This is a genomic window from Thermodesulfatator autotrophicus, assembly GCF_001642325.1.
Lineage (GTDB): Bacteria > Desulfobacterota > Thermodesulfobacteria > Thermodesulfobacteriales > Thermodesulfatatoraceae > Thermodesulfatator > Thermodesulfatator autotrophicus.
On the sequence record NZ_LSFI01000037.1, the window covers coordinates 1 to 24257 of the forward strand.

Genomic DNA, 24257 nt, shown 5'->3' on the forward strand with positions numbered 1-24257 from the left:
CCTGCGGACACAGTTGACGAAACACTATGTAAACTAAATCTTTTGAAAAGAAATCCGATATTGATTAAAGTCAAATTTTTGAAACAATTTTTAGCTTAGAATTTATTTGAACCTTGTTTTGCAAGGAGGGTTTAGTTGTATAATCCAATAGCCTCACTGGGTGGCTTCTTTCTTTTAATGCTTCAGGAAATGGGTGGTATGGCCTTAATGTTCTTAAAGGCCTTAAGCTATACTTTTCGCCCTCCTTTCCGCTTTAAGTTACTATTTAAACAGATGGAGTTTGTAGGGGTTAAGTCCACTCTGGTAGTGGTGCTTACCGGGCTTTTTTCAGGAATGGTCCTGGCTTTACAGGGCTATTATGGTTTTCGAAAATTTGGAGGTGAAAGCCTTCTCGGGGCCACGGTGGCGCTTTCTCTTTTGCGTGAGTTAGGGCCTGTTCTCACTGGTTTAATGGTAACAGCCAGAGCGGGTTCGGCCATGGCGGCAGAAATTGGCACCATGAGGGTTACTGAACAGATTGATGCCCTGGAAGTTATGGCGGTAAACCCAGTTCATTATCTGGTGGTTCCCAGGCTCTGGGCAGCTATTTTGATGGTGCCCTTGCTTACCGTGCTGGCTGATGTCGTGGGCATTTTAGGTGGATATTTCGTAGGAGTTGTTTTACTCCACATTGATTCAGGGATTTATATAGCTAAAATGCGCGAACTGGTGGAGCTTTCAGATATTGCTAATGGCCTTTACAAAGCTTTTGTTTTTGGGGCAATACTTGCCATTGTAGGATGTTATAAAGGTTATCATGCTAGAGGCGGTGCTGAAGGAGTAGGAAAAGCCACCACCCAGGCCGTAGTAATTTCTTCAATAAGTATTCTGGTAGCTGATTATATTCTCACCTCGTTACTTTTTGGTTAGAGGCAAAGATGATAAAAATCGTTGACTTACATAAGGCTTTTGGCCCACATAAAGTGCTGCGAGGGGTAAATCTCGAAATTCCTGAGGGAAAAATAACTTTTATCATGGGAGCGAGCGGTACAGGCAAAAGTGTACTCTTAAAACACATAATAGGGCTGATTTCCCCAGATAAAGGCCAGATTTTAATTGACGGGAAAGATATAACCCAACTTTCCGAAAAAGAGCTTATGGAAGTTCGTAAACGTTTTGGAATGCTTTTTCAGGAAGGGGCTCTTTTTGATTCTTTGACTGTGGGTGAAAACGTAGCGTTCCCCTTAAGAGAACATACCAATCTTTCAGAAAAAGAAATCAGAGCAAGGGTAGAACTTAAATTATCGCAGGTGGGTTTATTAGAAGCCATTGATAAAATGCCTTCAGAGCTGTCTGGTGGGATGAAAAAACGGGTGGCTCTTGCCCGGGCTTTAGCCCTTGACCCTGAAATTGTTTTATTTGACGAACCAACCACAGGTCTTGACCCTATAATGCAGGAAAGTATTTCCTATCTAATAAAAGAAACCCAGGAAAGGCTTAAGCTTACCTGCGTAGTTATAAGCCACGATGTTCCTATCGCTTTTGCGATAGCTGATAAGATTGCCTTTTTATATGAAGGCAAAGTGGTAGAAGAAGGGAGCCCTGAAGAAATAAAGAAATCAAAACATCCCTTTGTCAAACAATTTATTAGAGCCTTGCCCACAGGCTTAAAGGAGGAAGTCCATGAAAAAGAATAGCGCTACCGAAATAAAAGTAGGGATTTTTGTCCTTATTACTTTGTTAGCGCTGGGGTACCTTAGCCTACAACTGGGTGAAGAAAAGATATTTACCAAAAAGGGCTATCCCGTTAAAGCCGTTTTTGAAAATGTGTCTGGCCTGGTAGAAGGAGCAAGGGTTGAAATGGCTGGCGTAGAAATAGGGCGGGTGGCCAATATTTCTCTGGCCAATGGTAAAGCCCTAGTAGAAATGCGTATTCAAGAAGGTATAAAAATATCTAAAGATGCCCAGGCAGCCATCCGCACCAAAGGGGTTCTGGGAGATCGTTATGTAGAAATAAAACAGGGGCAAGCTAAGGCGTATCTTTCTCCTGGAGAAATGATTGCCAAAACGGTAACTCCTATGGATCTTGACCAAATACTAACTGAAATAGGCCCGGCTTTTAAAGATATAAGAGAGATTACGGCTGGGATTAAAGAAGTTTTACTCTCTGAAGAAGTGCGAACAAACTTTAAGCAAATGTCTATTGATATAAGGCAAGCTGCCCAGGCTTTTAGAGAAGTTAACGAAAAATTGGCTAAGGGGGAAGGAACATTAGGTAAACTTATTGCAGACGATAAACTCTATTACAAATTAGAGTCCATTGCTGATAATTTGAATCAGGCAGCTGAAAAAATTAATTATGGGAATGGCACCCTGGCCAAGTTGCTTAATCAGGACGACCTTTATCTTCAGCTTGAGCAAACCATTGATGATCTCAACCAAACCACTCAAACTCTTAAAAAATTAGCTCAAAGAGTAGAAGCCGGCGAAGGGACTTTAGGAAAACTCCTTACTGACGATGAGCTTTATAACCAACTAAACGAAGCCGTTAAGTCTTTAAATATGGTGGCCCAAAAACTTTCTTCAGGTGAAGGTACTTTAGGTAAACTTCTCACTGATGATTCTCTGTATTTGGATCTTAAAAAGACAATACGTAACGTAAATCAGGCAGCAGTAGGGCTCCAGGAACAAATGCCAATTACCATTCTTGGCACAGTAGGTGGAATGGTCCTACAATAAAAATGGCCTGTAAAAATTTTTTTCGTTCATCGCTGGGTAAATCCTTTAGACGGCAAGGGTGTATTGTTTTTACGGTACTGTTGGCCATCTTCTCATGGCAATTTCTGATATCTCCAGCCAAGGCAGAAAAGATTCGTCAGAACTGGTGGCCTTTATTTTTTTATCAGCAATCAAGTGATGGCTCGGCTAAAGAATTAGAACTGTTCGGGCCTTTTTACTATTCTTATTTTACTCCGCAAGTAAAGGGGTTAGCTTTAAGGCCACTTTTAGCTAAAGAAGAAAAAAATAATCAATATGATATCTATTTTTTGCCGCCCTTTGGACATTATCAGCGCGGAGATAATTATAGTCGTTTGCGTTTTATCCCTTTTCTTTCGGCTGATTATAATCATTCTGAAAAAAAACGCTTCCGCAGTTTTTTATTGCTTTTCTGGGGAGAATCTAAAAAGGGAGAAAAGTTTTCGGGGTTTTTCCCTTTTTATGGCAAGCTATATGACTTCTTCGGTAAAGATGAAATTCGTTTTTATCTCTGGCCGGTTCATGTAAGGTCACGTATAGGCCAAAATGTTTCTCGTACCTGGTTCTGGCCTGTTTATAATCGAACTAATGGCCCTACTCTTTATCAAAGAAAATTATGGCCTTTTTATAGTCATCGTATCAAAAAAGGATTTTACGATCGTAAGTTCTGGCTCTGGCCTTTTTTCTGGAAAGAAACTTTTTTTCTAGAAAACGGGACTGGCCAAAGGGAGATGTTTTTCCCTTTCTGGATAGAAGAAAGCTCGTCTGATTATCATCGATATACGGTCCTGTGGCCTTTTTTCCGTTATTTTCACAGCAAGAAAACGCAGACTAAAATGTGGGACTTCCCGAGGCCTTTCTTCCGTTATGGCCGCGGTGAAGATCCTTACTACCGCGAATATAAAGTATGGCCTCTGGTAGGATATAGAGCCTTAGAGGATAGTAAGACGCGTTTTATCTTTTGGCCATTTTTTGTGTTTCATAAAGATGTTCTGGGATATTCACCCCAAAAAATATATTATCACGGCAGCAGGATTTTTCTTTTCAGTAGATTTGTCAGAATTACCGATGAAAAAGGGAATTCTTTATATGAATTTGGCCGCCTATGGCCCATTGCTGAAGCTGAACGCCGCCAGAATGGCAGCAAAGTCTTTTTCTTTCCAGCTATAATTCCCTTTCACCATCGTGGGATAGACCTTACAATAGCCCCTCTTTTACGTTTGTACGAGAATATACATTTCCCTGACGGCACTGTTCGCTCTAAAGCCCTGTGGGGCCTTTATCGTCATGATACAACAAAAAAAGAAAAAATCTGGGAACTGGCTTTTCTAGTAAGCTATAAATACAAACCCGGGGCCTTTGACCTAAAGTTTTTAAACGGCCTTTTGGGTATCGGAAAAGACTATAACGATTGGCACTTGCGTTTATTATTCCTAAAGCTCTTTTAGTCTAAAAGAATCTTTCACTTTAATCCCCAGCGGGTGAGTTTCTGACGGAGGGTTTTGCGGTCTATCCCCAGGATTTTTGCCGTTTTACTCTTGTTGCCACCGTATTTTTTGAGCACTTTTAAAATATAGCGCTTTTCTACTTCTTCTAAGGGAAGATCCTCAGTAAAAACTTCATCTTCATGGGTTTCAAATCCAATGAGTTTTAAGTCTGAAAGGGTGATATAACTATTAGTGGCAAAGATTACCAATCGTTCAATAGTATTTTCCAATTCTCTTATGTTCCCAGGCCAGGGGTGCTTGCTAAACCTTTTTAAAACTTCTTCTTCAAAATCAGAAATATTTTTGCGGTATTTACGACTAAATTTTTCCAGAAAATAGCGAGACAATAGGGGAATATCTTCAGCCCTTTCTCTTAAAGGTGGCAAATTAAAAGAAACTACATTTAGACGATAGAAGAGATCTTTTCTAAAGGTCCCTTTTTTAACTTCTTCTTCCAGGTTTTTATTAGTAGCCGCAATAATGCGCACATCTACTTTTACCACCCTGGAGCTACCTACCGGAGAAATTTCCTTTTCTTCTACCGCTTTTAAAAGTTTGGCCTGGATATCTACGGAAATATTTCCTATTTCATCAAAAAAAATAGTTCCTCCTTTAGCTAACTCAAACTTGCCAATCTTATGAGAAGATGCGCCAGTAAAAGCACCCTTAACATGGCCAAAAAGTTCACTTTCAAAAAGGGTAGGAACCAGGGTGCCACAATCTACAGCTACAAAAGGACCCTGGGCCCGAGGACTTAACTCGTGAATTTTGCGGGCCAAAAGACCTTTGCCTGTCCCTGATTCTCCCGTAATGAGAATAGTTGAATCTGTTTGGGCCACTACCTTTGCCAGCTGAATTATTTTCTTTATGGCAGGGCTTTTTCCTACGATAGATATCTTTCCTTCTTTTTCCTGAAGGGCTCTTTTTAAGTATAAGTTTTCAAGGGCTAAACGCCTTCCACTTAAAGCCTTTTCTACCGCCAGTTTTAGTTCATCAGGGTTAAATGGCTTTTCCAGAAAATCACAGGCGCCATTTTTCATGGCCTTTACCGCGTTTTCTACCGTGCCGTAAGCGGTGATTATAATGACCTCGGTAAGGGGATCTATTTCCTTGATTTGTTTTAGTAATTCCAGGCCATTAATGTCAGGCATTTTTAAATCCAACAATACCGTATCAAACTCATATTGAGAGAGAAGGCTGAGCGCCTCTCCTGGGCGGGCCGCCATGTCCACTTCATAACCACAGCGGGTCAAAACATGAAAACAAGCGTCTCTTATTCCGGGATCATCGTCTATGATAAGGATGCGAGGCTTACTCATAGTTCAAGATCACCCTTGGTAGTTTTACGCGAAAAATAGTTTGTCCAGGGCGAGTTTCTACCTGGATCTCACCTTGATGCCTTTTAACTATACCGTAACAAATGGCCAAGCCCAGCCCTGTGCCTTTTCCGCCGGACTTGGTAGTAAAAAACGGCTCAAAGATGCGTGGCCGAATTTCAGCTGGAATACCCGGCCCATTATCCTCCACCTCAAAAATAATGGTATCTTCCTGAGAAAGATAAGAGGTCCGAATTATTATACGGCCTTTGCCTTCTAAAGCTTCTGCCGCGTTAGTAATTAAATTAAGTACTAGTTGTTCAAGCTGGCTACTGTTACCATGAACCAGGGGTAAGGTGTGGTCCAATTCCCAAATTATGTCAATTTCTTTGAAAAGACGGTGTTCCTCTACGAGGGAAAACATGTTGATAATTAAGCGATTAAAATCTATCTGTTCAAAAGTTCCAGATTCTCTGCGGCCAACATTTAGAAGGGCTTTGGCGATAATACGGCAGCGGGTGGCCAGCTTTATTATTTTGTTTACATAGTCTGCCTGGAGGCTCTGAGAAGGCAGGTCTTCTTTTAAAAGATTGGCATAAAGTAAAATGCCTCCTAGTGGGTTATTTATCTCATGGGCAATGTGGCCGGCCAGATTGCCCATGGCAGCCAGTTTTTCCATTTGAAATTGTTCTAACTCGTTTCTTGAAGGAGGCTTTATAAGGATTAACTTCAGTCCATCTTCATAAGGGATGATTACACCCTCTAGCGGCATATCAGTGTTTTTTCTTTTGGCTTTAAAAAAACCGTAATCTTCAGAAAAGTTTTCTAATAAATCGTGTATATTCCCTTTGGTTTTTTTAAGGTTGAAAAAAGATAAAAAAATTTCGTTTGCTTCTATAAGGTTTCCCTGTGTATCAACAAGACCCCAAGGGGCCTTAATTCTTGTTAAAATTGTAACGACATTCTTCTTTCTGGATGAAGGCATGTTATATTTTTTCACCGTGGATAATTTTATCACTTTTTTGCAAAAATTTCTGCAAAATGATTTATTACGCCTGGCTTTAGTTGTAATTATTACTCTTGCCAGTTATGTCCTGGCGCGAAAGCTTATTGTAGAAACAGCCCATCGCATTTCGCGTCGTTCTCCTAATCGCTGGGATGATTATCTTTCCCATTTTAAGGTTTACGATATTGCGGCTTATGCAATTGCCCTTTTGGTGTTGTTTTATGCGGCCAACTTAGTTTCTTCCTGGAGCCCCATTATAATTCGCATCGCCGAAGTAGGATGGGTGGCGGTGGTGGTTGTTTTTATAGACCGCCTTCTCTCGGTGGGAATAGCAATTTATGAAACACATCCCATTGCCAAAGAGCATCCCATCAAAGGTTATGTCCAGATACTAAAGCTTTTTGTTTACGCCGCAGGAATCATTATTGGGCTGGCTACTTTGCTTGACCGTTCTCCCTGGGTCTTTCTCTCGGGTTTAGGTGCATTAAGTGCTGTGCTTCTCATAATTTTTCGTCATACCCTTCTTTCTTTCGTGGCCAGCTTCCAGATTGTCTCTCAGGATTTATTCCGCCTTGGAGACTGGATTGAAATGCCCAAGTTTGGTGCTGACGGCGAGGTGATAGACATTGCTCTTCACACGGTAAAAGTCCAGAACTGGGACAAAACCATTGTGGTTATTCCTACTTATAAATTTCTGGAAGAGTCTTTCAAAAACTGGCGGGGCATGGAACTTGCCGGAGGCCGTCGTATAAAGCGAGCCGTTCTCGTTGACCAGGCCACCGTAAAACTTCTTGACCCTCCACTCCTTGAACGCCTTAAAAAAGTTCATCTTTTGAAAGATTATCTGGAACAAAAAATCAAAGAAATAGACGATTATAACCGTGAACAAGGCATTGATATAACAGCTTCTCCCCTTAACGGCCGAAGGCTTACTAACCTCGGGACCTTCCGTATTTACATTGAAGAATATCTCAAGCAACATCCCAAAATCAGAAAAGACATGACTCTTATGGTCAGGCAACTGGCGCCAACTCCCCAGGGCCTTCCCCTTGAGGTGTATTGTTTTGTGGCTGACACCCGCTGGATTCCTTACGAAAAAGTTCAGGCCGATATCTTTGACCACATCCTTTCCACGGCGGGAGAGTTTGATTTGAGAGTGTACCAAATGCCCACAGGTGCAGACTTAAAAGAGGGGCTAACCTCTTTAATGGCCCAAAAATATTAAAGTTGGGAGAATTTATGGAACCAAGGAATTTTTTGCCAGAAGATTACCGTGTCTTTGCTCCCTGGGAGAAGGTTACAGATAGAATTCTTACCCCCATAGAACGTTTTATTAAATCGCAAACAGCCACGGCCCTTTCTTTGATGATCATGACGGTGGTAGCTTTAATTCTTGCCAACTCCCCTTTGAGTGAAGTCTATCATCACTTTTTTAAAACCCCCTTTACGATATGTTTTGGTGATCATTGTTTTAGTCTCACTCTTCATCACTGGATAAACGACGGCTTAATGACCCTTTTCTTTTTCCTTATAGGGCTAGAAATAAAAAGAGAAATACTGGTGGGCGAACTGGCTAATTTGCGGGCAGCTCTTCTACCTGTTCTTGCGGCCATAGGAGGCATGGTTGTTCCTGCTTTACTGTATGTAAGTATGAACTACGGCAAGCCCACCATTGATGGCTGGGGAATCCCCATGGCCACAGACATCGCTTTTGCCATTAGCGTTATAGTGTTACTGGGCCGCCGGATTCCGTCGTCTCTTTTAACCTTTTTGGTAGCTTTGGCTATCGTAGATGACCTGGGAGCCGTGCTAGTCATCGCTCTTTTTTACACCAAGTCATTAAACTTTATCGCCTTAGGTATAGCTGCTTTATTTTTAGTGGGCTTAACTATCTTAAGTTTAGCAGGTATCCGCCACGTATTACCTTATTTTTTGGGAGGCTTATGTGTCTGGGCGGCTATGCTGGTTTCTGGAGTTCACGCTACCGTAGCTGGTGTTCTCACAGCCTTTACTATCCCTTCAACTCCCAAACTAAACCCCCTGCACTTTAGAGATACCTTAGAGCGCCTTTTAAAGGGTAAATGTAAACCTTCTACAGACCCTAGAATTTTGAGTGAAGCTCAACAAACTATAGTTGAGGCCGTTCATACAGTTTCTGTAGAAGTTCGCTCTCCTCTTTGGCGCATGGAACACGCCCTCCATTTGCCAGTAGCCCTCATAGTGATACCCCTTTTTGCTCTGGCTAACGCCGGAGTAAAGCTTGATTTTTCTTCTATAACGGCTATATGGCAGGATTCTATTGCTTCTGGAATATTTTTGGGTCTATTATTAGGAAAGCCTATCGGCATTGTAGGTATGACTTGGCTTGGCCATAAATTGAAAATAGTCTCCTTTCCGCCAGGCGTTACCATTTTCCATTATATTGGTGTGGGCCTATTGGCAGGAATTGGTTTTACCATGTCAATTTTTATCGCCGAACTTGCTTTTTATGGGCAGGCCGACCATCTGGCCAAGGCCAAAGCCGCTATCATACTTGCTTCTTTTCTGGCAGGGGTTCTGGGCTATATCTGGTTGCGGCTATTGTCTTCTAAAAAAGTGGCCGGATAGTTGACACCAAATCCCAATTTACTAGCCTTATTTTAGGAATTAACTCCAAAAATAAGGCTATTATGGACTATCTTCCAGTTTTTATCTCTAAAGGGAAACACCTTTTAAAGGGCATTCTTCACAAAGTGGATTTTTAGGCCGGCAGAAATTTTTACCACAGGCCACCAGTAGGGCGTGATATTCGTTAAAAAGATTTACATCTTCAGGAAGGTTTTTCATAAATAGTTCCTGCAAATCATCATAGGACATATCTTCATGGGCTAAACCATGCCGACAAAGGATTCTCCTGGTGTAAGCGTCTATTACAAAAATAGGCAGGTTCCCAGCGTAAAGGAGCATGGAATCTGCCGTTTCAGGCCCTATTCCTTTTACGGAAAGTAGCTTTTCTCGCGCTTCCTTAAGGCCTGAAGAAAACAAAGTTTCCAGTTTCCCCTGGTATTCTTCCACCAGAAACTCTACAAAATTTTTAAGCCTTTTAGCCTTTATGCGAAAATAGCCCGCGGGCTTTATTAGATTAGCTAAATCTTCAACTGGAGTTTTATAAAGTGCCTGTGGATAAAGAAGGTCTCTTTCCTTTAGGTTGGCAATAGCTCGTTCTACGTTTTGCCAGTTGGTATTTTGGGTAAGAATGGCCCCCACGCAAACTTCAAAGGGGGTTTCTGCCGGCCACCAGCCCTGTGGCCCAAATCTGTCAAACAATTTTTGATAAATATCCCTTAAAATATGGCCGGTAGTATTCATTTTTTTGAATTTAGTGCCCAGCCCAGGCAATGAGAAAGACTCCAGCTACCATTAAACTAGCGCCAAACAACCGTTCTTTAAAGGCCTGTTCTTTGAAAATGAGGCCACCTATTATTACTCCAAAAAGAACACTCAGGCGTTTAATGGCAATCATGTAAGCCACGGGAGCAAGGCTTACCGCCCAGATATGGGAAAAGACGGCCACGGCCTGGGCAAGGCTTACCAGCATGGCTCCTTTAGGTGCCTCTATAAAAGGTTGCCAGGGTTTTTTGCCCTGCCACCCAAAAATTACCGCACTTACAAATAATCCCAGAAAGGTATAATAAAAGAGGGCAAAAAAGAAGGTTTCTGATTGCTTTATTCCTACTTTTAGCAAAACGGAGGTGACAGCATAAATAAAGGCCACCAGAAGCATTAAGATAGAGCCTTTTTCTTTCAGCATGGCTTTAAATGGATACGATATGCCCTTGTGTATAGAGGAAAGATTTAAACAATAACTCCCGGCTATGATGAAAAATATTCCTGCTATACCGGTAAAAGTTAACTTTTCTCCTAAAATTAAGTATCCTGTAACGATTATAAAAGCAGGGGTAAAAGCGAGATATGGAACTGTAAGTGAGAGGGGAGAAATACGTATTGCTTCCATATAGCAAATGATAGCAACTGTTTCTAAAGGATAAAGAATAGCAATGGTTTTCCAGAAATCTGTTGAAAGTGTAGGCCAGTCGTAGAGAAACAGGAGAGGGAGAAAAATTATGGTTGGCCCCAAAATTCGGGCCAGCACCATGCTGGGCGTTCCAAAAGGCCTTAGAAAATATTTGCTAAAGGCATCGCCAAAGGCGGTGAAAAGAGCTGTATTTAGCGCTAGTATTAGCCAGAACATAGAATGCTTCTAAGCACTTTATGATGTTTAGTCAATAAAGGAGGCACCATGCAAATTCTTTCTGCCCAATACGTTATAACCAGTGCCAAGAACCCTCCTCTTATAGACGGAGCTTTGGTTATTGAAAAAGGGAAAATATTGGATATCGGCCCTAAAAAGCAAATTTTTTCTCATTATGCCCAGGCAGAAGTAATAGACTTCGGTGAAAGTATTCTTTTCCCAGGGCTGGTAAACGCACATACTCACGCTTCTATGACGATATTTCGTGGTCTGGCTGATGACTTACCTCTTATGACCTGGCTTGAGAATTATATCTTCCCTGTAGAAAGACATCTTAAGCCAGAATGGGTTTATTGGGGGGCCAAACTTGCTATAGCCGAAATGTTTCGCTCAGGTGTAACCCTTTTTGCTGACATGTATCTTTTTGAAGAAGAAGTTATCAAAGCCGTAGAAGAAGCCGGTGTTAAGGCTACCCTTGGGGAAGGGCTTTTTGATTTTCCCTCGCCTAATTATGGTCCGCTGGAAAATGGCCTGGCCCTTACAGAAAAATTGTTTAAAGACTTCGCTGAACATTCCAGAATCAAAATAATGGCCTGCCCTCACGCTACCTATACCTGTTCTCCTGATACTTTAAAAGCCGTGGCCAATATTGCCGAACGTTACGATGCCCTTATCCACATCCACCTTTCGGAAACCAAAGATGAAGTGTCTTTAATTAAGGCTCGTTACGGTAAAACCCCTCCTTTTCACCTTGATTCCCTTGGTCTTTTGAATGAAAGGCTTTTAGTGGCTCATGCAGTTCAGCTAACCGATGAAGAAATTGAACTTCTAGCCAAGCGGCAAGTCAAAGTAGCCCATTGTCCAGAAAGTAACTTGAAGCTGGGTTCAGGAGTTGCACCGGTACCAGCCTTACTTGAAGCAGGTGTATGTGTAGGGCTTGGCACTGATGGTCCGGCCAGCAACAATGACCTTGACCTAATTGGTGAGATGCGAACCGCAGCCCTAATTCAAAAAGGCCTAACTTTTGATCCTACCAAACTTCCGGCTAAAGATGTCTTCAGTATGGCCACTTCTTTAGGGGCTGAGGCTCTAGGCTGGCCGGAATTGGGCTGTCTAACTAAAGACGGTCCGGCGGACCTTGCCGTTATCAGGCTTTCTTCTTCACATTTGACCCCCTGTTATGATCCTATTTCCATTTTGGTTTATAGTGCCAGGGCCGGAGATGTAACAGACGTTATGGTAGCAGGGGAGTTTGTTATGCGTGATAGCCGTATCCTTACCTTTGATGAAGATGAGGCCAAACAAAAAGTCTTAGAAATCAGCCAGGAAATAAAGGCCCTTTTAGGGAGATAAAAATAATTGGTGTATATAATTGCCAAAGTTATCAGGTTCTCTGGTTACGAAGATTACTTTGCTTGGCCACTTTTGAGCTATAAAGCCTGCTATGACAGAGTTAAGGAGACCTTTGTAAAATTCTAAAACATTAGATTGGATCGCCACAGCGGATTGCGTCGCCTTGAGACAGGGATTGCTTCGCCCCTGGCAGGGTTCACCATGACAAGCTCATTTCGTCACTGTGAGGAGCATATTTCCTCATTGTTATTGCGAGAGAGCCTTCACTTCACTTAGGACAAGCGAAGCAGTCTCAGGGATTGTCAGGTTGAGATTGCTTCGGCACTTTGTGGCTCGCAATGACTCCTCTCCCTGTCACTGCGAGGAGATCCCTCGCTCTCGCTCGGGACAGGCAAAGCAGTCTCGGAAGATATTTGGCCAAAGTCTTTTAATGTAAAACGGCTTTTTCTTTAGGTTTAGCTCCTGGACGGCCGCAGCACTTTTTATATTTTTTGCCACTTCCGCAAGGGCAAGGGTCATTGCGGCCGATTTTTCGACCACGCCTTATGGGCTGTTTTTTGGGCTTTTCCTCCTGGACTTCCTCTCCGCGGCTATAAACCAGACGCAAAGGCTTTTTCTTCTGTTCTTCTTCTAACTTTTCTACTTCTTCTTCGCGTTCAACCTGCACCCTATAGAGAAAAGAGATGGTCTGTTCTTTTATGCGTTCAATCAGGTCAGAAAACATGGCAAAGGCTTCGCGTTTATACTCCTGCAAAGGATTTTGCTGGGCATAACCCCTTAGCCCGATACCCTCTCGCAGATGATCCATGGCCAGGAGGTGTTCTTTCCATAAAGAGTCAATAGTGTGCAGCAAGAACATACGCTCAAGCTGCCGCATGGTATCATGGCCAATTTCTTGTTCTTTTTCTTCATAAGCTCGGAGGGCTTGCTCTGTAAGGTTTTCAATAAGTTCTTTGGCATCAAGCAGGTCTTCTTTTATTTCAGGGCGGAAACCAAAAATGCTCATAAAGCGGTCTTTCAGGGCTTCTAAATCCCAGTCAACAGGGGTGCCCTTTTCCCCCCTAAACTCTTCAACTATGCCTTCGCACAGATCGCGAATCATGTCTGTAATCCAGTCTCTAATGTTTTCGCTGGCTAGAATTTCTTTGCGCTGAGAATAGATTACTTCGCGCTGTTTATTCATCACGTCGTCGTATTCAAGCAAGTGTTTACGGATTTCAAAGTGATGAGCCTCTACTTTTTTCTGAGCCTGCTCAATGGCCTTGGACACAAAAGGATGCTCAATGGGTTCTCCTTCTTCTATACCCAGGCGGTCCATGATCCCCCTTAACTTGTCCGAACCAAAAAGCCTTAGAAGATCGTCTTCAAGGGAAAGATAAAACCTTGAAGAACCAGGGTCTCCCTGCCTTCCCGCACGACCACGAAGCTGATTATCAATACGGCGGGATTCGTGCCTTTCTGTACCGATGATATGAAGGCCTCCCAGGGCCTTAACTTGCTCGTAGTCTTCCTGGCATTCTTTTACCTTCTGGTAAAGCACCTCCGCCCAGCGCTCAGGATACTTAGTGGTAGGATCTTCCCCTTGCTTGGCCATTTGGAGCGCTTCGTTCCAGGCCGAAGGATCTATGCTATCAAGGTCGTAGCCTTCTTCAGCCAGGGCCTCTTTGGCCAGGCCTTCAGGATTTCCACCAAGAAGAATGTCAACTCCGCGACCGGCCATGTTGGTGGCAATGGTTACCGCCCCTGAGCGGCCAGCCTGAGCAATAATGGCTGCTTCCTTCTCGTGGTATTTGGCATTTAAAACCTGATGGGGGATTTTCTTTTTCTTGAGAAGATTTGAAAGGATTTCACTGTTTTCAATGCTCGTGGTACCCACCAATACCGGCCGCCCTTCACGGTGTAGTTCTTCTATCTCTGCTACCACGGCGTTAAACTTTTCACGCTTGGTGCGATAAACCACGTCTGGATGGTCTACGCGAATCATGGGTTTGTGGGTAGGAATAACCACTACATCTAGATTGTAAATTTCTTTAAACTCGGCAGCTTCAGTTTCAGCCGTACCAGTCATACCGGCCAGCTTTTCATACATGCGGAAGTAATTCTGAAAAGTAATGGTGGCTAGCGTCTGGTTTTCTTTTTCAATTTTAACCCCTTCTTTGGCCTCAATAGCCTGGTGAAGACCATCACTCCAGCGGCGGCCAGGCATCAAACGGCCGGTAAACTCATCAACAATGATGACCTTTCCGTCTTTTACAATGTAGTCAACATCACGGTGAAAGAGATGATGGGCCCGCAGGGCTTGATTTATGTGATGCACCAGGCTTATGTGGCGCGGGTCGTATAGATTTTCTACGCCGAGGAGACGTTCCATCTCAGCCACACCTTCTTCGGTGAGCATGGCGGTCTTGGTCTTTTCATCAAGGGTGAAGTGAACGTCTTTTTTCAAATGGCGAATTAGTTTGTCTATGTGATAGTAAATTTCGGTGGATTCTTCTGAAGGGCCGGAAATAATCAGCGGTGTTCGGGCTTCGTCTATAAGGATAGAGTCCACTTCGTCCACGATGGCGTAGTGATGTTCGCGCTGGACCATGTCTTCCAGAGAAAACTTCATGTTGTCGCGCAGATAGTCAAAACCAAATTCGTTGTTAGTTCCATAGGTTATGTCACAGGCATAGGCACGCTTGCGTTCTTCCTCGTTCATGCCAGAGACGATTACCCCTACCGAAAGACCGAGAAAGTTGTATAAAGTGCCCATCCACTTGGCGTCTCTTCTGGCAAGATAATCGTTTACTGTGACGATATGAACGCCTTTACCCGTCAGGGCGTTAAGATAAGCTGGGAGGGTAGCCACTAAAGTTTTACCTTCACCGGTTTTCATTTCAGCTATTTTCCCTTCGTGAAGAACGATACCCCCCATGAGCTGAACATCGTAATGGCGCATTCCGAGTACGCGACGGCTGGCTTCGCGCACCACGGCAAAGGCCTCTGGTAGCAGGCTATCTAGTGTTTCGCCACGGTCAAGGCGCTCTTTAAATTCTTGCGTTTTGGCTTTGAGCTCAGCGTCAGAGAGGCTTTGGATTTCAGGTTCTAAGGCGTTTATTTTGGCTACAATTGGTTTTAGCCGCCTAATCTCTCTTTCGTTCTTGGTTCCCACGATTTTGGCTAAAATTTTAGTAAACATATCTATCCTCTATCTGTTTTTCTCAATAAGTTAAGTTTTTGTTTTACATTAAACAGCTTTATTGCGATTATGGCAAGGAAGGCGTTTTGGGTCATGGATGATATACGAAAAATCAAAAGGGCTTAGGTTCTGCGTGGCCTGTAGCGTAGAGAAGTTTAGCATAAGTTATTTTCAAGTCAGCCAGGGCTTGAATACGCCGCACCTGGGCGCTAGTTAAAAAAGACTCAGCGTCAAGTACATCGGTGGTGGTACTAAGGCCTTCTTTAAAACGAGCTACATGAAGGCGGTAATTTTCCTGAGCACTATTTAAGGCCTCGTTGGCTACCTTGAGCCTTTTTTCAGCAGCTCTAAACTCAAGATAAGCAGAGCGAACTTCAAGGGAAACCTGATTTTTTATGTCTTTAAGGGCGGCTTCCTCTGAAAAGACCTGAGCGCGTGCGGCTGAAACTTCCCTTTTTCTTTTTCCCCAGTCCCATAAGAGCCACTTGATTTCCACTCCAAAATAAATGTTTTCACGGTCTCCATAAGGGTTTCTGGTGGCTAGAAGGTCTGGCCCCTGTTTTTGATAAATTCCCTGTATGTCTATCCAGGGATAATAAGAAGACTTGGCCAGCCTTACGTTTTCTTTGGCCTTTTCAATAGCAATTTCAGCCGCTCTAATTTCTGGACGCCTTTTAAGGGCCTCTTTAAGGTAAAACTCATAATCCTTGAGATATGGCTGATTTTCCAGGTCGTCCTGGATTTCTATTGGGGTAGCAACATTACGGTTGAGCAATATATTTAATCTACCCCTGGCTATTTCTACTAGATTCTGCGCCACGATTTGGGCGTGCTCAGCCTGCGCCACGGCCACTTCTGCTTCTAAGACCTGGTGTTTGGCAATAAGGCCCTCTTGGTAAAAGGACTCGGCCTTCTTTAAGTGGGCCTTAAGCCTTTCCAGCGACTTCTGAGCCTCCCTTAAACCGCGTTCGGCCTTTAAGAGGTCATAGTAAGCCTCTTTTACCTGGAAACTTAGGGTTAAAAGGGCTCGCTGATAAGCTACACTGGCCAGGTTGGCCTCAAGTTCTTTTAAGCGTTCTTTGACTCTGATAGAAAAGCCGTGAAATACTGGAAAGTTCCACAAAAGGTCAAATTCTATCTTCTCATGGGCCGAAAGAGGTATATCCCTTCCCAGGATAACTACCTTTTGCTGGTCTCGCAGGTGCAGGAAGTTATAGCGAGCTGAGAGGGTGGGCCATTTTTCTCTTTGGGCTGCTCTAGCCAGGTCCTCTGCGGCTAAAAGGCGGGCTTTGATAGATGAAAGCCCGGGATTATTAGACAGGGCCATCTTTAAACAATCGTCTAGAGAAAGCCTTTCAGAGGCCTTAACCGAATTAATCAGACAAAAAAGACCCACTAAAACCAGAAAGATCTTTCTCACTTGGGCCTCCTGTTAAACCTTTGATGATAAGCAAGAGCCAGAAGAAAAAGACCACCGATAGCGGCGTAATAGAACGTGTATCTAAAAGTGTCCTGAAAGGCTAGGGAGTAGGCCATAAGCTCCTGCCACTTATATAACATGGCCTTGGCTTTTAATGTGGCCAGAGGTTCAGAAAAAAAGGCTTCTAGCTTATGAGCTGTTTTTTCTATAAACATATTTGCGTAGTTGACACTCTGTAAGCTATCGGCTTCTTGAAAATGAAAGGAAGCCCGTTTTTCAAGGGTATTAGTGGCTAAAGCTGTGCCAAAGGAGCCACCAATAAAACGCTGGTAATTCATCTGGGCTACTCCAAGACCAGCTTTATCTCCCAAAGGCCTGAGGGCTAAAGCGGCCATAGGCGCAAAAAAAGTTCCCAGAGCTATGCCAAAAGGAATAGTAAGAATGGCCGCTTTTTTGGCTGGTAACCAGTAATTAAGTTTGGGCAAAAGAAATAAACTACAAATGCATAATAAAATAAAGCTAAAAAAGAGAATTTTTACCGGGGAGATCTTGTCACTCAAAATTCCTGAAATAATAGAAAAAACGCCTATAAAACCGGCAAAAGCCAACATATGAAGGCCTGTATCAAAAGTGGGAAGACCTTTTAGCCTTTCATAATAAAGGGGCAAAAGATAAAAGATTTGATACATGGCAAAGCCAAGAACAAAGAAATGGAAACCCATGGTTAAGCTAAATTCCGGTATTTTGTAGATGGAAAAGTCTATAAGGGGTGTCTTGCTTTTAATCTCAGAAATAAAATAAAGACACAACGATATAGCTGATAAAAAGGCAAGGACTCCGATAAAGGTAGACTGAAACCAGCCATGTTGCTGACCTTTAGAAAGCATAATCAAAAGTGAAATAGAAGCCGTGGCTAACCAGAAATAGCTTATAAAATTGAATACCAGCTTTTTGGTGTAAGGCATAAGTTCACGCAAAAAGAAAAGAGCAGCTATGAAATTCAGGGTTCCTATGGGGACGTTTATCCAGAAGACGTACCGCCAGGAAAAATGTTCTGTAAGGAAACCGCCAGCGGTAGGGCCAAGGGCCGGGGCAAAACTTACGCCTAAAGCAAAAATACCCATGGCCAGTCCGTGACGTTCAGGAGGATAGGCGGCAAAAAGTATAGTCTGGGCTGAGCCCATAATAAAAGCTTCGCCTATCCCCTGAAGGGAACGGAAAACTATCATTTCAGCTAGCGAACTGGCACTGGCACAAGCGGCACTTGAAATGGTAAAAATAGCTATTCCAAGGATAAAAATCTTTGAAAAACCATAAGATGTTCCCAGGGAAGCCACTAACAAAAGGCCAACAGCCGCAGCTGTCATATAAGAGGTAATGACCCACTGAACACCATAAAGGTCAGTGGATAAGGGGGCCATCATTTTGGGGACCACCACATCTACAATAGTAGTATCAAGGATAGCGATAAAGGCCCCTACCATAACGATGATGGTAATAACTATTCGTTCTGCTGGGGTGACTTTTTCGTATGAAGGCGTCATTTTCTCTTGATTTCTACTTCGCCGCCAAGCCCTACGCGCAAAATTTCTACAGGACCTTTCGTTATGCGAATTTTTATCGGTACTCTTTGGGCCACTTTGGTAAATTCGCCGGCAGATACGTCTCTTGGCACCAGAGCAAATTTGGCTGCCGTAGCGGGAAGGATTTCAGCTACTTCACCTTCAAATTCTTCATCAGGAAAAGCGTCTATCTTTATTTTGGCCGGGGATCCCACTTCTACTCCTTTGAGTTTTGTTTCTTCAAGAAGCACCAGTATGTAAAGGTCTTTAGGGTCCACAAGGGCATAAACAGGTTGGCCTGGGCCTACTACATCGCCAGCCACGTGGAAGCGTTTGGCAACTAAACCATCTATGGGAGAAACAAGTTTGGTGTATTCCAGGTTGAGCTGGGCAGCCGCTACTGAAGCGGAAAGGCCTTTAATTTTGTTTGACAGGGCTATCAGACGTTCTTTTTGTTCTTTGATAAGTCTTTTTTGGTTTTGGAGCAGGGCCAACTCTTTTTCCGCGGCCACTAAACCATACTTTAAGGCTTCTGCTTTGAAAGTAAGGGCCTTTTGTTGGTGTTCAAGCTGTTTAAGGCTGGTTTCTATTTCTTCTAGCTTGCGTTTGGGGGCGAGATTCTTTGCTACCAGTGTGGAGAATCTCTTCTGGTCCCTTCTAAGCTGAGCAATCTGAGAATTAAGGGCTTCCGCTTGTGCAAGAACAGCTTTTCTTTCTTCTTTTAGTTGATAAAGCTTTTGTTTGACCTGGGTTTCTTTGATTTTAAGTTCCCGCTTTAAGCGGGTTATAGCTATTTCTAAGGCGTCTTTTTCTTTTAAGGCGGCTCTTTTTTCTGCTACCAGGCGCTGAAAAACCTTTTCGTAAGGAGAGGGATCAAGTAAAGCCAAAACTTCGCCTTTTTTGACAGGCTCTCCTTCTTTTTTGGTAACTTTAACAATTTTCCCCGCTACCTGGGAAAAGCTAGCGTAAACGAGTTTTTCCGTCTCTACAAAAACGGCGTTGGTAACGGCATAACGCATACGATGATGAAGAAACAGGGCCAGCCATATAAGCAAGCCGATTAGCAGGACAATAAGGACTACATAGCTAAGATTTTTTCTGGTGGAGAGATTCATAATTGTTACTATAGCTTAATAAAGCGTAAACGGAAGTCTTAAATATTGTGAAAAACTAAACATAATCTTTACTTTTGTTAAAGTTTTAGGCACTATATCCTCATGGAGGAAAAAGACAAGCTATTACTTACCGAAGTTCAGAGGCGTTTTCCCCTGGAAAAAGAACCTTACCAGGTGCTGGCAGAAAGACTCTCTCTTTCGGAAAAAGAAGTCATAGAACGCTTAAACCGCTTAAAAGAAACTGGTATTTTGCGTCAGATAAGCGCCATTTTCAATCCCCAGGCCCTGGGATATCAGACAAGTCTGGTAGCGGCCGCTGTCCCTCAAGAAAAACTTGAGCATGCCGCTCAGGTAATAAATGCTTATCCTGGAGTAAGTCATAATTATTTGCGCAATTATTCTTTTAATATGTGGTTCACCCTAGCAGTTCCCCCAGAAGAGAACTTTGAAGAAACCCTGGCTGCACTAATGAAAAAGGCAGGTGTTTCTCGCTACCTTATTTTGCCCATTAAACGCGTTTTTCATATTGCAGTGGTCTATGATTTCAACGAAAACAATACCGAAGATAATAATCTAGAGTTTTCTTTGCCAAACAAAGAAAAGCTTTCTCTGGCTGACCATCAGACTATTTCTTTGGTTAAGTTAACTCAGGAAGACCTTCCGCGAGTATCTAGACCATTCAAGGAAATTGCTAATAAAGTGGGCCTTAGCGAAGAAGAAGTGCTTAATTGGATAAAAAGAGGTCTAGATGAAGGTATTATAAGGCGTTTTGCCGGGTTAGTACGCCACACTAGAGCCGGTCTTAAAGGAAACATAATGGTGGCCTGGGAAGTGCCAGAAAAGAGCCTTGACGAAGTGGGAAAAAAACTTGCTAAAGAGAAAAAAATTACCCACTGTTACGAGAGAAAACGCTATCCTGACTGGCCTTATAATCTTTACACCATGATACATGCCCCAAACCCTGAAGAGGCCTTTAATTTTATTGAAAATAAGGCTAAAGAGCTGAAAATTTCCTCTTATCTTCCCCTGGAGACAATTAAAGAACTCAAAAAAATTCGTCTTAAACTTTTCTGGTAAGTTTCTTATAATCCCGATAAGAATGGCTTTCTAGTTCTTCTTCCGAAGTTTTAATCCAAGCCATAAATAGTGGAGACCTGATAAAACGGTAATCCCTCCGGTTAAATAAAACAGAATTTTTATTTTGGGAATTTGGGCTAGAGTGCCCACAATAGTAGTTACTTGAATAGCTGTAGTGGCCTTACTTAAGTATGTTGGACGGACTTCTATTTTTTTAGTTATGGCCACCAGAACTAAAAAGCCCAGAAGGATTAAAATATCTCGCCCTACTACCACAAAGGCCAGCCAGATAGGCAAAAGGCCAAGATAGGCTCCCAACAGGTAAATAGAATCAACCAGGGTTTTATCAGCAATGGGGTCAAGGATAGCTCCTAAAAGGGTTTTCTGGTTAAGCCTGCGAGCCAAAAAGCCATCAAGGGCATCGCTTAAACCTGCTATAATAAAAAATAAAAGGGCCTTTTGTTGGTCTCCAGCCAGGAGATATTTTATTATTACAGGCACCAAACACAGCCGTAAAATAGTTACCAGATTTGGAATGTTTATCATGCAAGCTTTTATAATGCTTCCCTTTATTGCTGTCCATGCTAAACTTGACATTATTCTTAGCTAAGGCTAAAAGCGAAGCATGATTTTAGGAAAACCTGCACCAGACAAAGCTACGTTTTTGAAGCTGGCTGAGGCCCATAACCTTATTCCGGTCTATCAGGAAGTCCTGGTGGATATGGAGACCCCTATTTCCCTTTTCTATAAAGTGCTGGTAGGCCATTATGGTTTTCTCCTGGAGAGTATAGAAGGGGGAGAAAAGTGGGCCCGTTTTAGTTTTATTGGCATAAATCCTTTTCTTGTTTTTCGGTCACGCGGAAACACTGTTTCTCTTTTTGACCGCCATGGGGAAAGGCGCTTTCAAGTCCCCGACCCTCTTGAGGAAATTAGAAAAATCATGTCCAAGTTTAAAGCCGCCACCCTGCCTGAACTTCCCAGGTTCTTCGGTGGGGCCGTGGGTTTCCTTTCTTATGACATCGTTCGTTTTATAGAAAAACTTCCCGATACCCTGCCGGAAACTACGGGCTTTTCTGATATTCACCTAATGTTTCCTGAAATTTTGCTGGTCTATGACCGCCTGAAACATTCTCTTTTCGTGGTATATAACGCCAGGATTACTGAAGGAATTCCTCCAGAAGCTTCTTACGAACGGGCCCTGGCTGAAATTGAAGCCATGGTGCGTCGTATCAGGGGCCCACTGGTTTATCCGCCACAGGCCACTTCTGGTCAGCAAACTATTCTTAAGCCAGAAATAACCCGTGAGCGTTTCCACGAAATGGTAAAAAGGGCCAAAGAATATATTCAGGCTGGCGATGTTATTCAGGTAGTACTTTCCCAGCGTTTTTCAGGCACCAACCATATCCGTCCTTTTGACCTTTACCGGGCCTTACGAAAGATAAATCCTTCTCCTTATCTCTTTTTCTTGCGCCTGGGAGACGAAACCCTTATCGGTTCATCTCCTGAAATTTTAGTGCGCCTGGAGGAAGGGCAGGTAGAAGTTCGCCCCATTGCTGGCACCAGGCCGCGCGGGCGTACAGAAACAGAAGACCAGGCCCTGGCGGAGGACCTTCTTCACGACCAGAAAGAACGGGCCGAACACCTTATGCTGGTAGATCTTGGCCGAAATGACGTTGGGCGAGTAGCCACTTACGGAAGTGTTGATGTTTACGAGCTGATGGTGATTGAACGCTACTCCCACGTGATGCATTTAGTTTCAGGGGTACGCGGTGAGCTCCTACCAGAGAAAGACATGTTTGACGTTTTACGGGCTGCTTTTCCCGCAGGCACAGTGTCAGGGGCACCTAAAATTAGGGCCATGGAAATAATAGAAGAACTTGAACATGCCAAGCGCGGCCCTTACGCCGGTGCTGTTGGCTATTTTGGTTTCTCTGGAAACATGGATTTTTGTATCACCATAAGAACCCTCTTTCAGAAGGGCACTAAATTGTATCTTCAGGCTGGAGCTGGTATCGTAGCGGATTCTGACCCAGAACGCGAATATCAGGAAACCCTCAACAAAGCCCGTGGCATGATGAAGGCTATTGAATTAGCCCAGGAGGGACTCTAATGGCCATTCGCCTGGTAGTTATAGACAATTACGATTCCTTTACTTATAACCTGGTCCAGCTTCTGGGAATCATGTGTGAAAAACTGGCTCCAGGAAGCGAGATAAAAGTCTTTCGTAACGATGAAACTACGGTAGAAGCTATTGCAAAGCTTTCTCCAAGCCACGTGGTAATTTCACCAGGCCCCTGCACCCCTAAACAGGCCGGTATCTCAGTAGAATTAATTAAAAACCTGGCCGGTGAGGTGCCTATTCTTGGAGTTTGTCTGGGGCACCAATGTATTGGTGCGGCTTTTGGCGGACGTATAGTTCGGGCTAAACGCCTTATGCATGGCAAAACCTCACAAATTGAACATGACGGGAAAGGTGTTTTTGCCAGACTTCCGCAGCCCTTTGAGGCTATGCGCTACCATTCTTTAGTAATAGAACAAGAAAGTCTTCCGGGAGAGCTGGTCGTTACGGCTCGCGATGAAGAAGGTGAAATTATGGGTGTGCGCCACCGTGAACTTCCAGTAGAGGGCGTTCAGTTCCATCCAGAGTCTATAGGGACATCCCTTTACGCATGGAAACGCCTGAGACGTCCTCCCAAAGACTGGGACTTTACCTCTGAAGAGCTTCCTGAAGGGGTGATTCTTCTGCGCAACTTTCTTTTTCCTGAGAAGTTTTAATCAGGCTAAGTATATTTTTAGGACAATGGCTTGCACACTCAAGACACTGGATACAGTCCCGATTACAAATAAGGTTTCCTGAATTTTGGCTGGCTACTTTTAACGTCATGGGGCAGACTTTTTCACATAGAAGACAACCAGTACATTTTTCCCTTTCAATAGAAAGGGCCCGTTTATGCCCTCCTAAAAGGGCTCCAAAAGAACCTATGGGACAAAAAGAACACCAAGTGCGATAGTGAAAAAGAATTCCCAGCATTATAGCCAGCACACTCGTTACAAAGCAGATAAGCCAGAAACTGAAACCCCAGTGCATAATGTTTCCGGGGTCTCGCGAGATTTGAAAAGCAAGCATGCCAATCAAGAAGACAAACATAAAGGCCCTTAAATAAGGATTACGGAAAAAGGCAGGGATTTCTTTTTTAGGGCTAATTCTGGCGAGTAAGCGGTCAAGAAAAGCTCCACGAGGGCAGAGGTTGCCACATACATAGCGCCCCCTCATGACTCCGCCAACCATACCCATAATCATGGCTATCGGCACCACAAAGCCTAACCAGTGATACTTCCAGCCAAGGCCTGCTGCTATCAAAAATATGGGAAGTAAGGCCCATTGAATTCTGGCACGCCTAAGAGAAATGTTTCTCCTCATCTTTTTTCTCCACTTTTATTTGACACAGATGTTTCAATATAGACTTAAGGGTGTCTTTGTCTTTTTGAGCCAGGCACTTTTCCAGGGCTAACTCTAAAAAAAGGGCATAAGCGCCATCAAAAGCCGCTTTGGCCGCCTTAAACTGCACTACGGTTTTTTCACAGGGGGCCTCAGTTTCTATCATCTCCATAAGGGCTTTAAGTTGCCCCTGAGCTCGCTTTAGCCGGTTTAACAATAGCTTTTTTTCTCTGTTTTGCATGACCTATAAAATATACCCCCATGGGTATTTGGTCAATAGTTTGAAATAAAAATATTTTGGGTAGCTCCTTTATATTATGAACATGGGAAGTTA

General features: G+C 43.3%; 21 protein-coding genes. 10 read left to right on the forward strand and 11 right to left on the reverse strand.

What is annotated here, in order from left to right; genetic code table 11:
* The first annotated feature begins 135 nt into the window (after positions 1-135).
* Genes TH606_RS08145 through TH606_RS08160 form a run of 4 tightly spaced genes read left to right on the forward strand, consistent with a single transcriptional unit; the run spans position 136 to position 4184 of the window.
* Positions 136-909 (forward strand): MlaE family ABC transporter permease, encoded by a 774-nt coding sequence (locus tag TH606_RS08145; RefSeq protein ID WP_082863581.1) that lies wholly within the window; start codon positions 136-138, stop codon positions 907-909.
* A gap of 8 nt (positions 910-917) precedes the next feature.
* Complete coding sequence (locus TH606_RS08150; protein WP_068542778.1) at positions 918-1676, forward strand: ABC transporter ATP-binding protein; 759 nt, start codon at positions 918-920, stop codon at positions 1674-1676.
* Complete coding sequence (locus TH606_RS08155) at positions 1663-2718, forward strand: MlaD family protein (RefSeq protein WP_068542780.1); 1056 nt, start codon at positions 1663-1665, stop codon at positions 2716-2718. The genes TH606_RS08150 and TH606_RS08155 overlap by 14 nt, the downstream gene beginning before the upstream one ends.
* A 2-nt stretch (positions 2719-2720) precedes the next feature.
* Positions 2721-4184, forward strand: coding sequence for a hypothetical protein (locus TH606_RS08160; RefSeq protein WP_068542782.1), 1464 nt, complete (start codon positions 2721-2723; stop codon positions 4182-4184).
* 14 nt (positions 4185-4198) lie between these two features.
* Here the strand turns inward: TH606_RS08160 and TH606_RS08165 are convergent, their stop codons facing one another.
* Both TH606_RS08165 and TH606_RS08170 read right to left on the reverse strand, forming a co-directional pair.
* Positions 4199-5542, reverse strand: a complete 1344-nt coding sequence (locus TH606_RS08165; protein WP_068542784.1) for a sigma-54-dependent transcriptional regulator — start codon at positions 5540-5542, stop codon at positions 4199-4201.
* On the reverse strand, positions 5535-6524 hold the full coding sequence (locus TH606_RS08170) for a sensor histidine kinase (RefSeq protein WP_068542788.1): 990 nt from the start codon (positions 6522-6524) through the stop codon (positions 5535-5537). The genes TH606_RS08165 and TH606_RS08170 overlap by 8 nt, the downstream gene beginning before the upstream one ends.
* On the opposite strand from TH606_RS08170, the gene TH606_RS08175 reads away from it, so the two are divergent.
* A complete protein-coding gene (locus TH606_RS08175) occupies positions 6523-7770 on the forward strand; it encodes a mechanosensitive ion channel family protein (protein WP_068542790.1) in 1248 nt (415 codons plus the stop codon). The two genes, TH606_RS08170 and TH606_RS08175, sit on opposite strands and share 2 nt — an antisense overlap.
* 14 nt (positions 7771-7784) lie before the next feature.
* Positions 7785-9152, forward strand: coding sequence for a Na+/H+ antiporter NhaA (gene nhaA / locus TH606_RS08180; RefSeq protein ID WP_068542830.1), 1368 nt, complete (start codon positions 7785-7787; stop codon positions 9150-9152).
* 87 nt (positions 9153-9239) lie between these two features.
* Here the strand turns inward: nhaA and TH606_RS08185 are convergent, their stop codons facing one another.
* On the reverse strand, positions 9240-9893 hold the full coding sequence (locus TH606_RS08185) for an endonuclease III domain-containing protein (protein WP_068542831.1): 654 nt from the start codon (positions 9891-9893) through the stop codon (positions 9240-9242).
* A 10-nt stretch (positions 9894-9903) separates the two neighbouring features.
* Entirely contained in the window at positions 9904-10776 is an 873-nt protein-coding gene (locus TH606_RS08190) for a DMT family transporter (protein WP_068542791.1), read from the reverse strand.
* A 48-nt stretch (positions 10777-10824) separates the two neighbouring features.
* Between TH606_RS08190 and TH606_RS08195 the strand changes: the two genes are divergently transcribed.
* Positions 10825-12129, forward strand: coding sequence for an amidohydrolase (locus TH606_RS08195; protein WP_068542792.1), 1305 nt, complete (start codon positions 10825-10827; stop codon positions 12127-12129).
* Between the two features lie 427 nt (positions 12130-12556).
* On the opposite strand, the gene secA is transcribed toward TH606_RS08195, so the two are convergent.
* The 4 genes from secA to TH606_RS08215 all read right to left on the reverse strand — a co-directional run bounded on the left by secA (position 12557) and on the right by TH606_RS08215 (position 19407).
* A complete protein-coding gene (gene secA / locus TH606_RS08200; RefSeq protein ID WP_068542794.1) occupies positions 12557-15310 on the reverse strand; it encodes a preprotein translocase subunit SecA in 2754 nt (917 codons plus the stop codon).
* A 112-nt stretch (positions 15311-15422) separates the two neighbouring features.
* Positions 15423-16730 carry a TolC family protein gene (locus TH606_RS08205; RefSeq protein WP_068542798.1) on the reverse strand — a complete coding sequence of 436 codons (1308 nt, stop codon included), beginning with the start codon at positions 16728-16730 and terminating at the stop codon, positions 15423-15425.
* Positions 16727-18274 (reverse strand): DHA2 family efflux MFS transporter permease subunit, encoded by a 1548-nt coding sequence (locus TH606_RS08210; protein WP_068542800.1) that lies wholly within the window; start codon positions 18272-18274, stop codon positions 16727-16729. The genes TH606_RS08205 and TH606_RS08210 overlap by 4 nt, the downstream gene beginning before the upstream one ends.
* Complete coding sequence (locus TH606_RS08215) at positions 18271-19407, reverse strand: HlyD family secretion protein (RefSeq protein ID WP_068542802.1); 1137 nt, start codon at positions 19405-19407, stop codon at positions 18271-18273. Before TH606_RS08215 ends, TH606_RS08210 begins: the two co-directional genes overlap by 4 nt.
* A gap of 102 nt (positions 19408-19509) precedes the next feature.
* Here TH606_RS08215 and ahbA point away from each other — a divergent pair, with 102 nt between their 5' ends.
* A complete protein-coding gene (ahbA, locus tag TH606_RS08220; protein WP_068542804.1) occupies positions 19510-20484 on the forward strand; it encodes a siroheme decarboxylase subunit alpha in 975 nt (324 codons plus the stop codon).
* A gap of 30 nt (positions 20485-20514) precedes the next feature.
* Here ahbA and TH606_RS08225 read toward each other — a convergent pair whose 3' ends face one another.
* On the reverse strand, positions 20515-21030 hold the full coding sequence (locus TH606_RS08225) for a CDP-alcohol phosphatidyltransferase family protein (protein ID WP_068542806.1): 516 nt from the start codon (positions 21028-21030) through the stop codon (positions 20515-20517).
* 79 nt (positions 21031-21109) lie between these two features.
* Here TH606_RS08225 and trpE point away from each other — a divergent pair, with 79 nt between their 5' ends.
* Positions 21110-22594: an anthranilate synthase component I gene (trpE, locus tag TH606_RS08230; protein ID WP_068542808.1), complete on the forward strand. Its 1485-nt coding sequence runs from the start codon at positions 21110-21112 to the stop codon at positions 22592-22594.
* Positions 22594-23259 (forward strand): anthranilate synthase component II, encoded by a 666-nt coding sequence (locus TH606_RS08235; RefSeq protein ID WP_068542810.1) that lies wholly within the window; start codon positions 22594-22596, stop codon positions 23257-23259. Before trpE ends, TH606_RS08235 begins: the two co-directional genes overlap by 1 nt.
* Here TH606_RS08235 and TH606_RS08240 read toward each other — a convergent pair.
* Together TH606_RS08240 and TH606_RS08245 are read right to left on the reverse strand one after the other, a co-directional pair.
* Positions 23192-23905, reverse strand: coding sequence for a 4Fe-4S binding protein (locus tag TH606_RS08240; RefSeq protein WP_068542812.1), 714 nt, complete (start codon positions 23903-23905; stop codon positions 23192-23194). The genes TH606_RS08235 and TH606_RS08240 overlap by 68 nt on opposite strands.
* The gene (locus TH606_RS08245) at positions 23883-24164 is read right to left on the reverse strand and encodes a metal-sensitive transcriptional regulator (RefSeq protein WP_068542814.1); all 282 of its coding nucleotides are present in this window, start codon (positions 24162-24164) and stop codon (positions 23883-23885) included. Before TH606_RS08245 ends, TH606_RS08240 begins: the two co-directional genes overlap by 23 nt.
* Between the last annotated feature and the right edge of the window lie 93 nt (positions 24165-24257).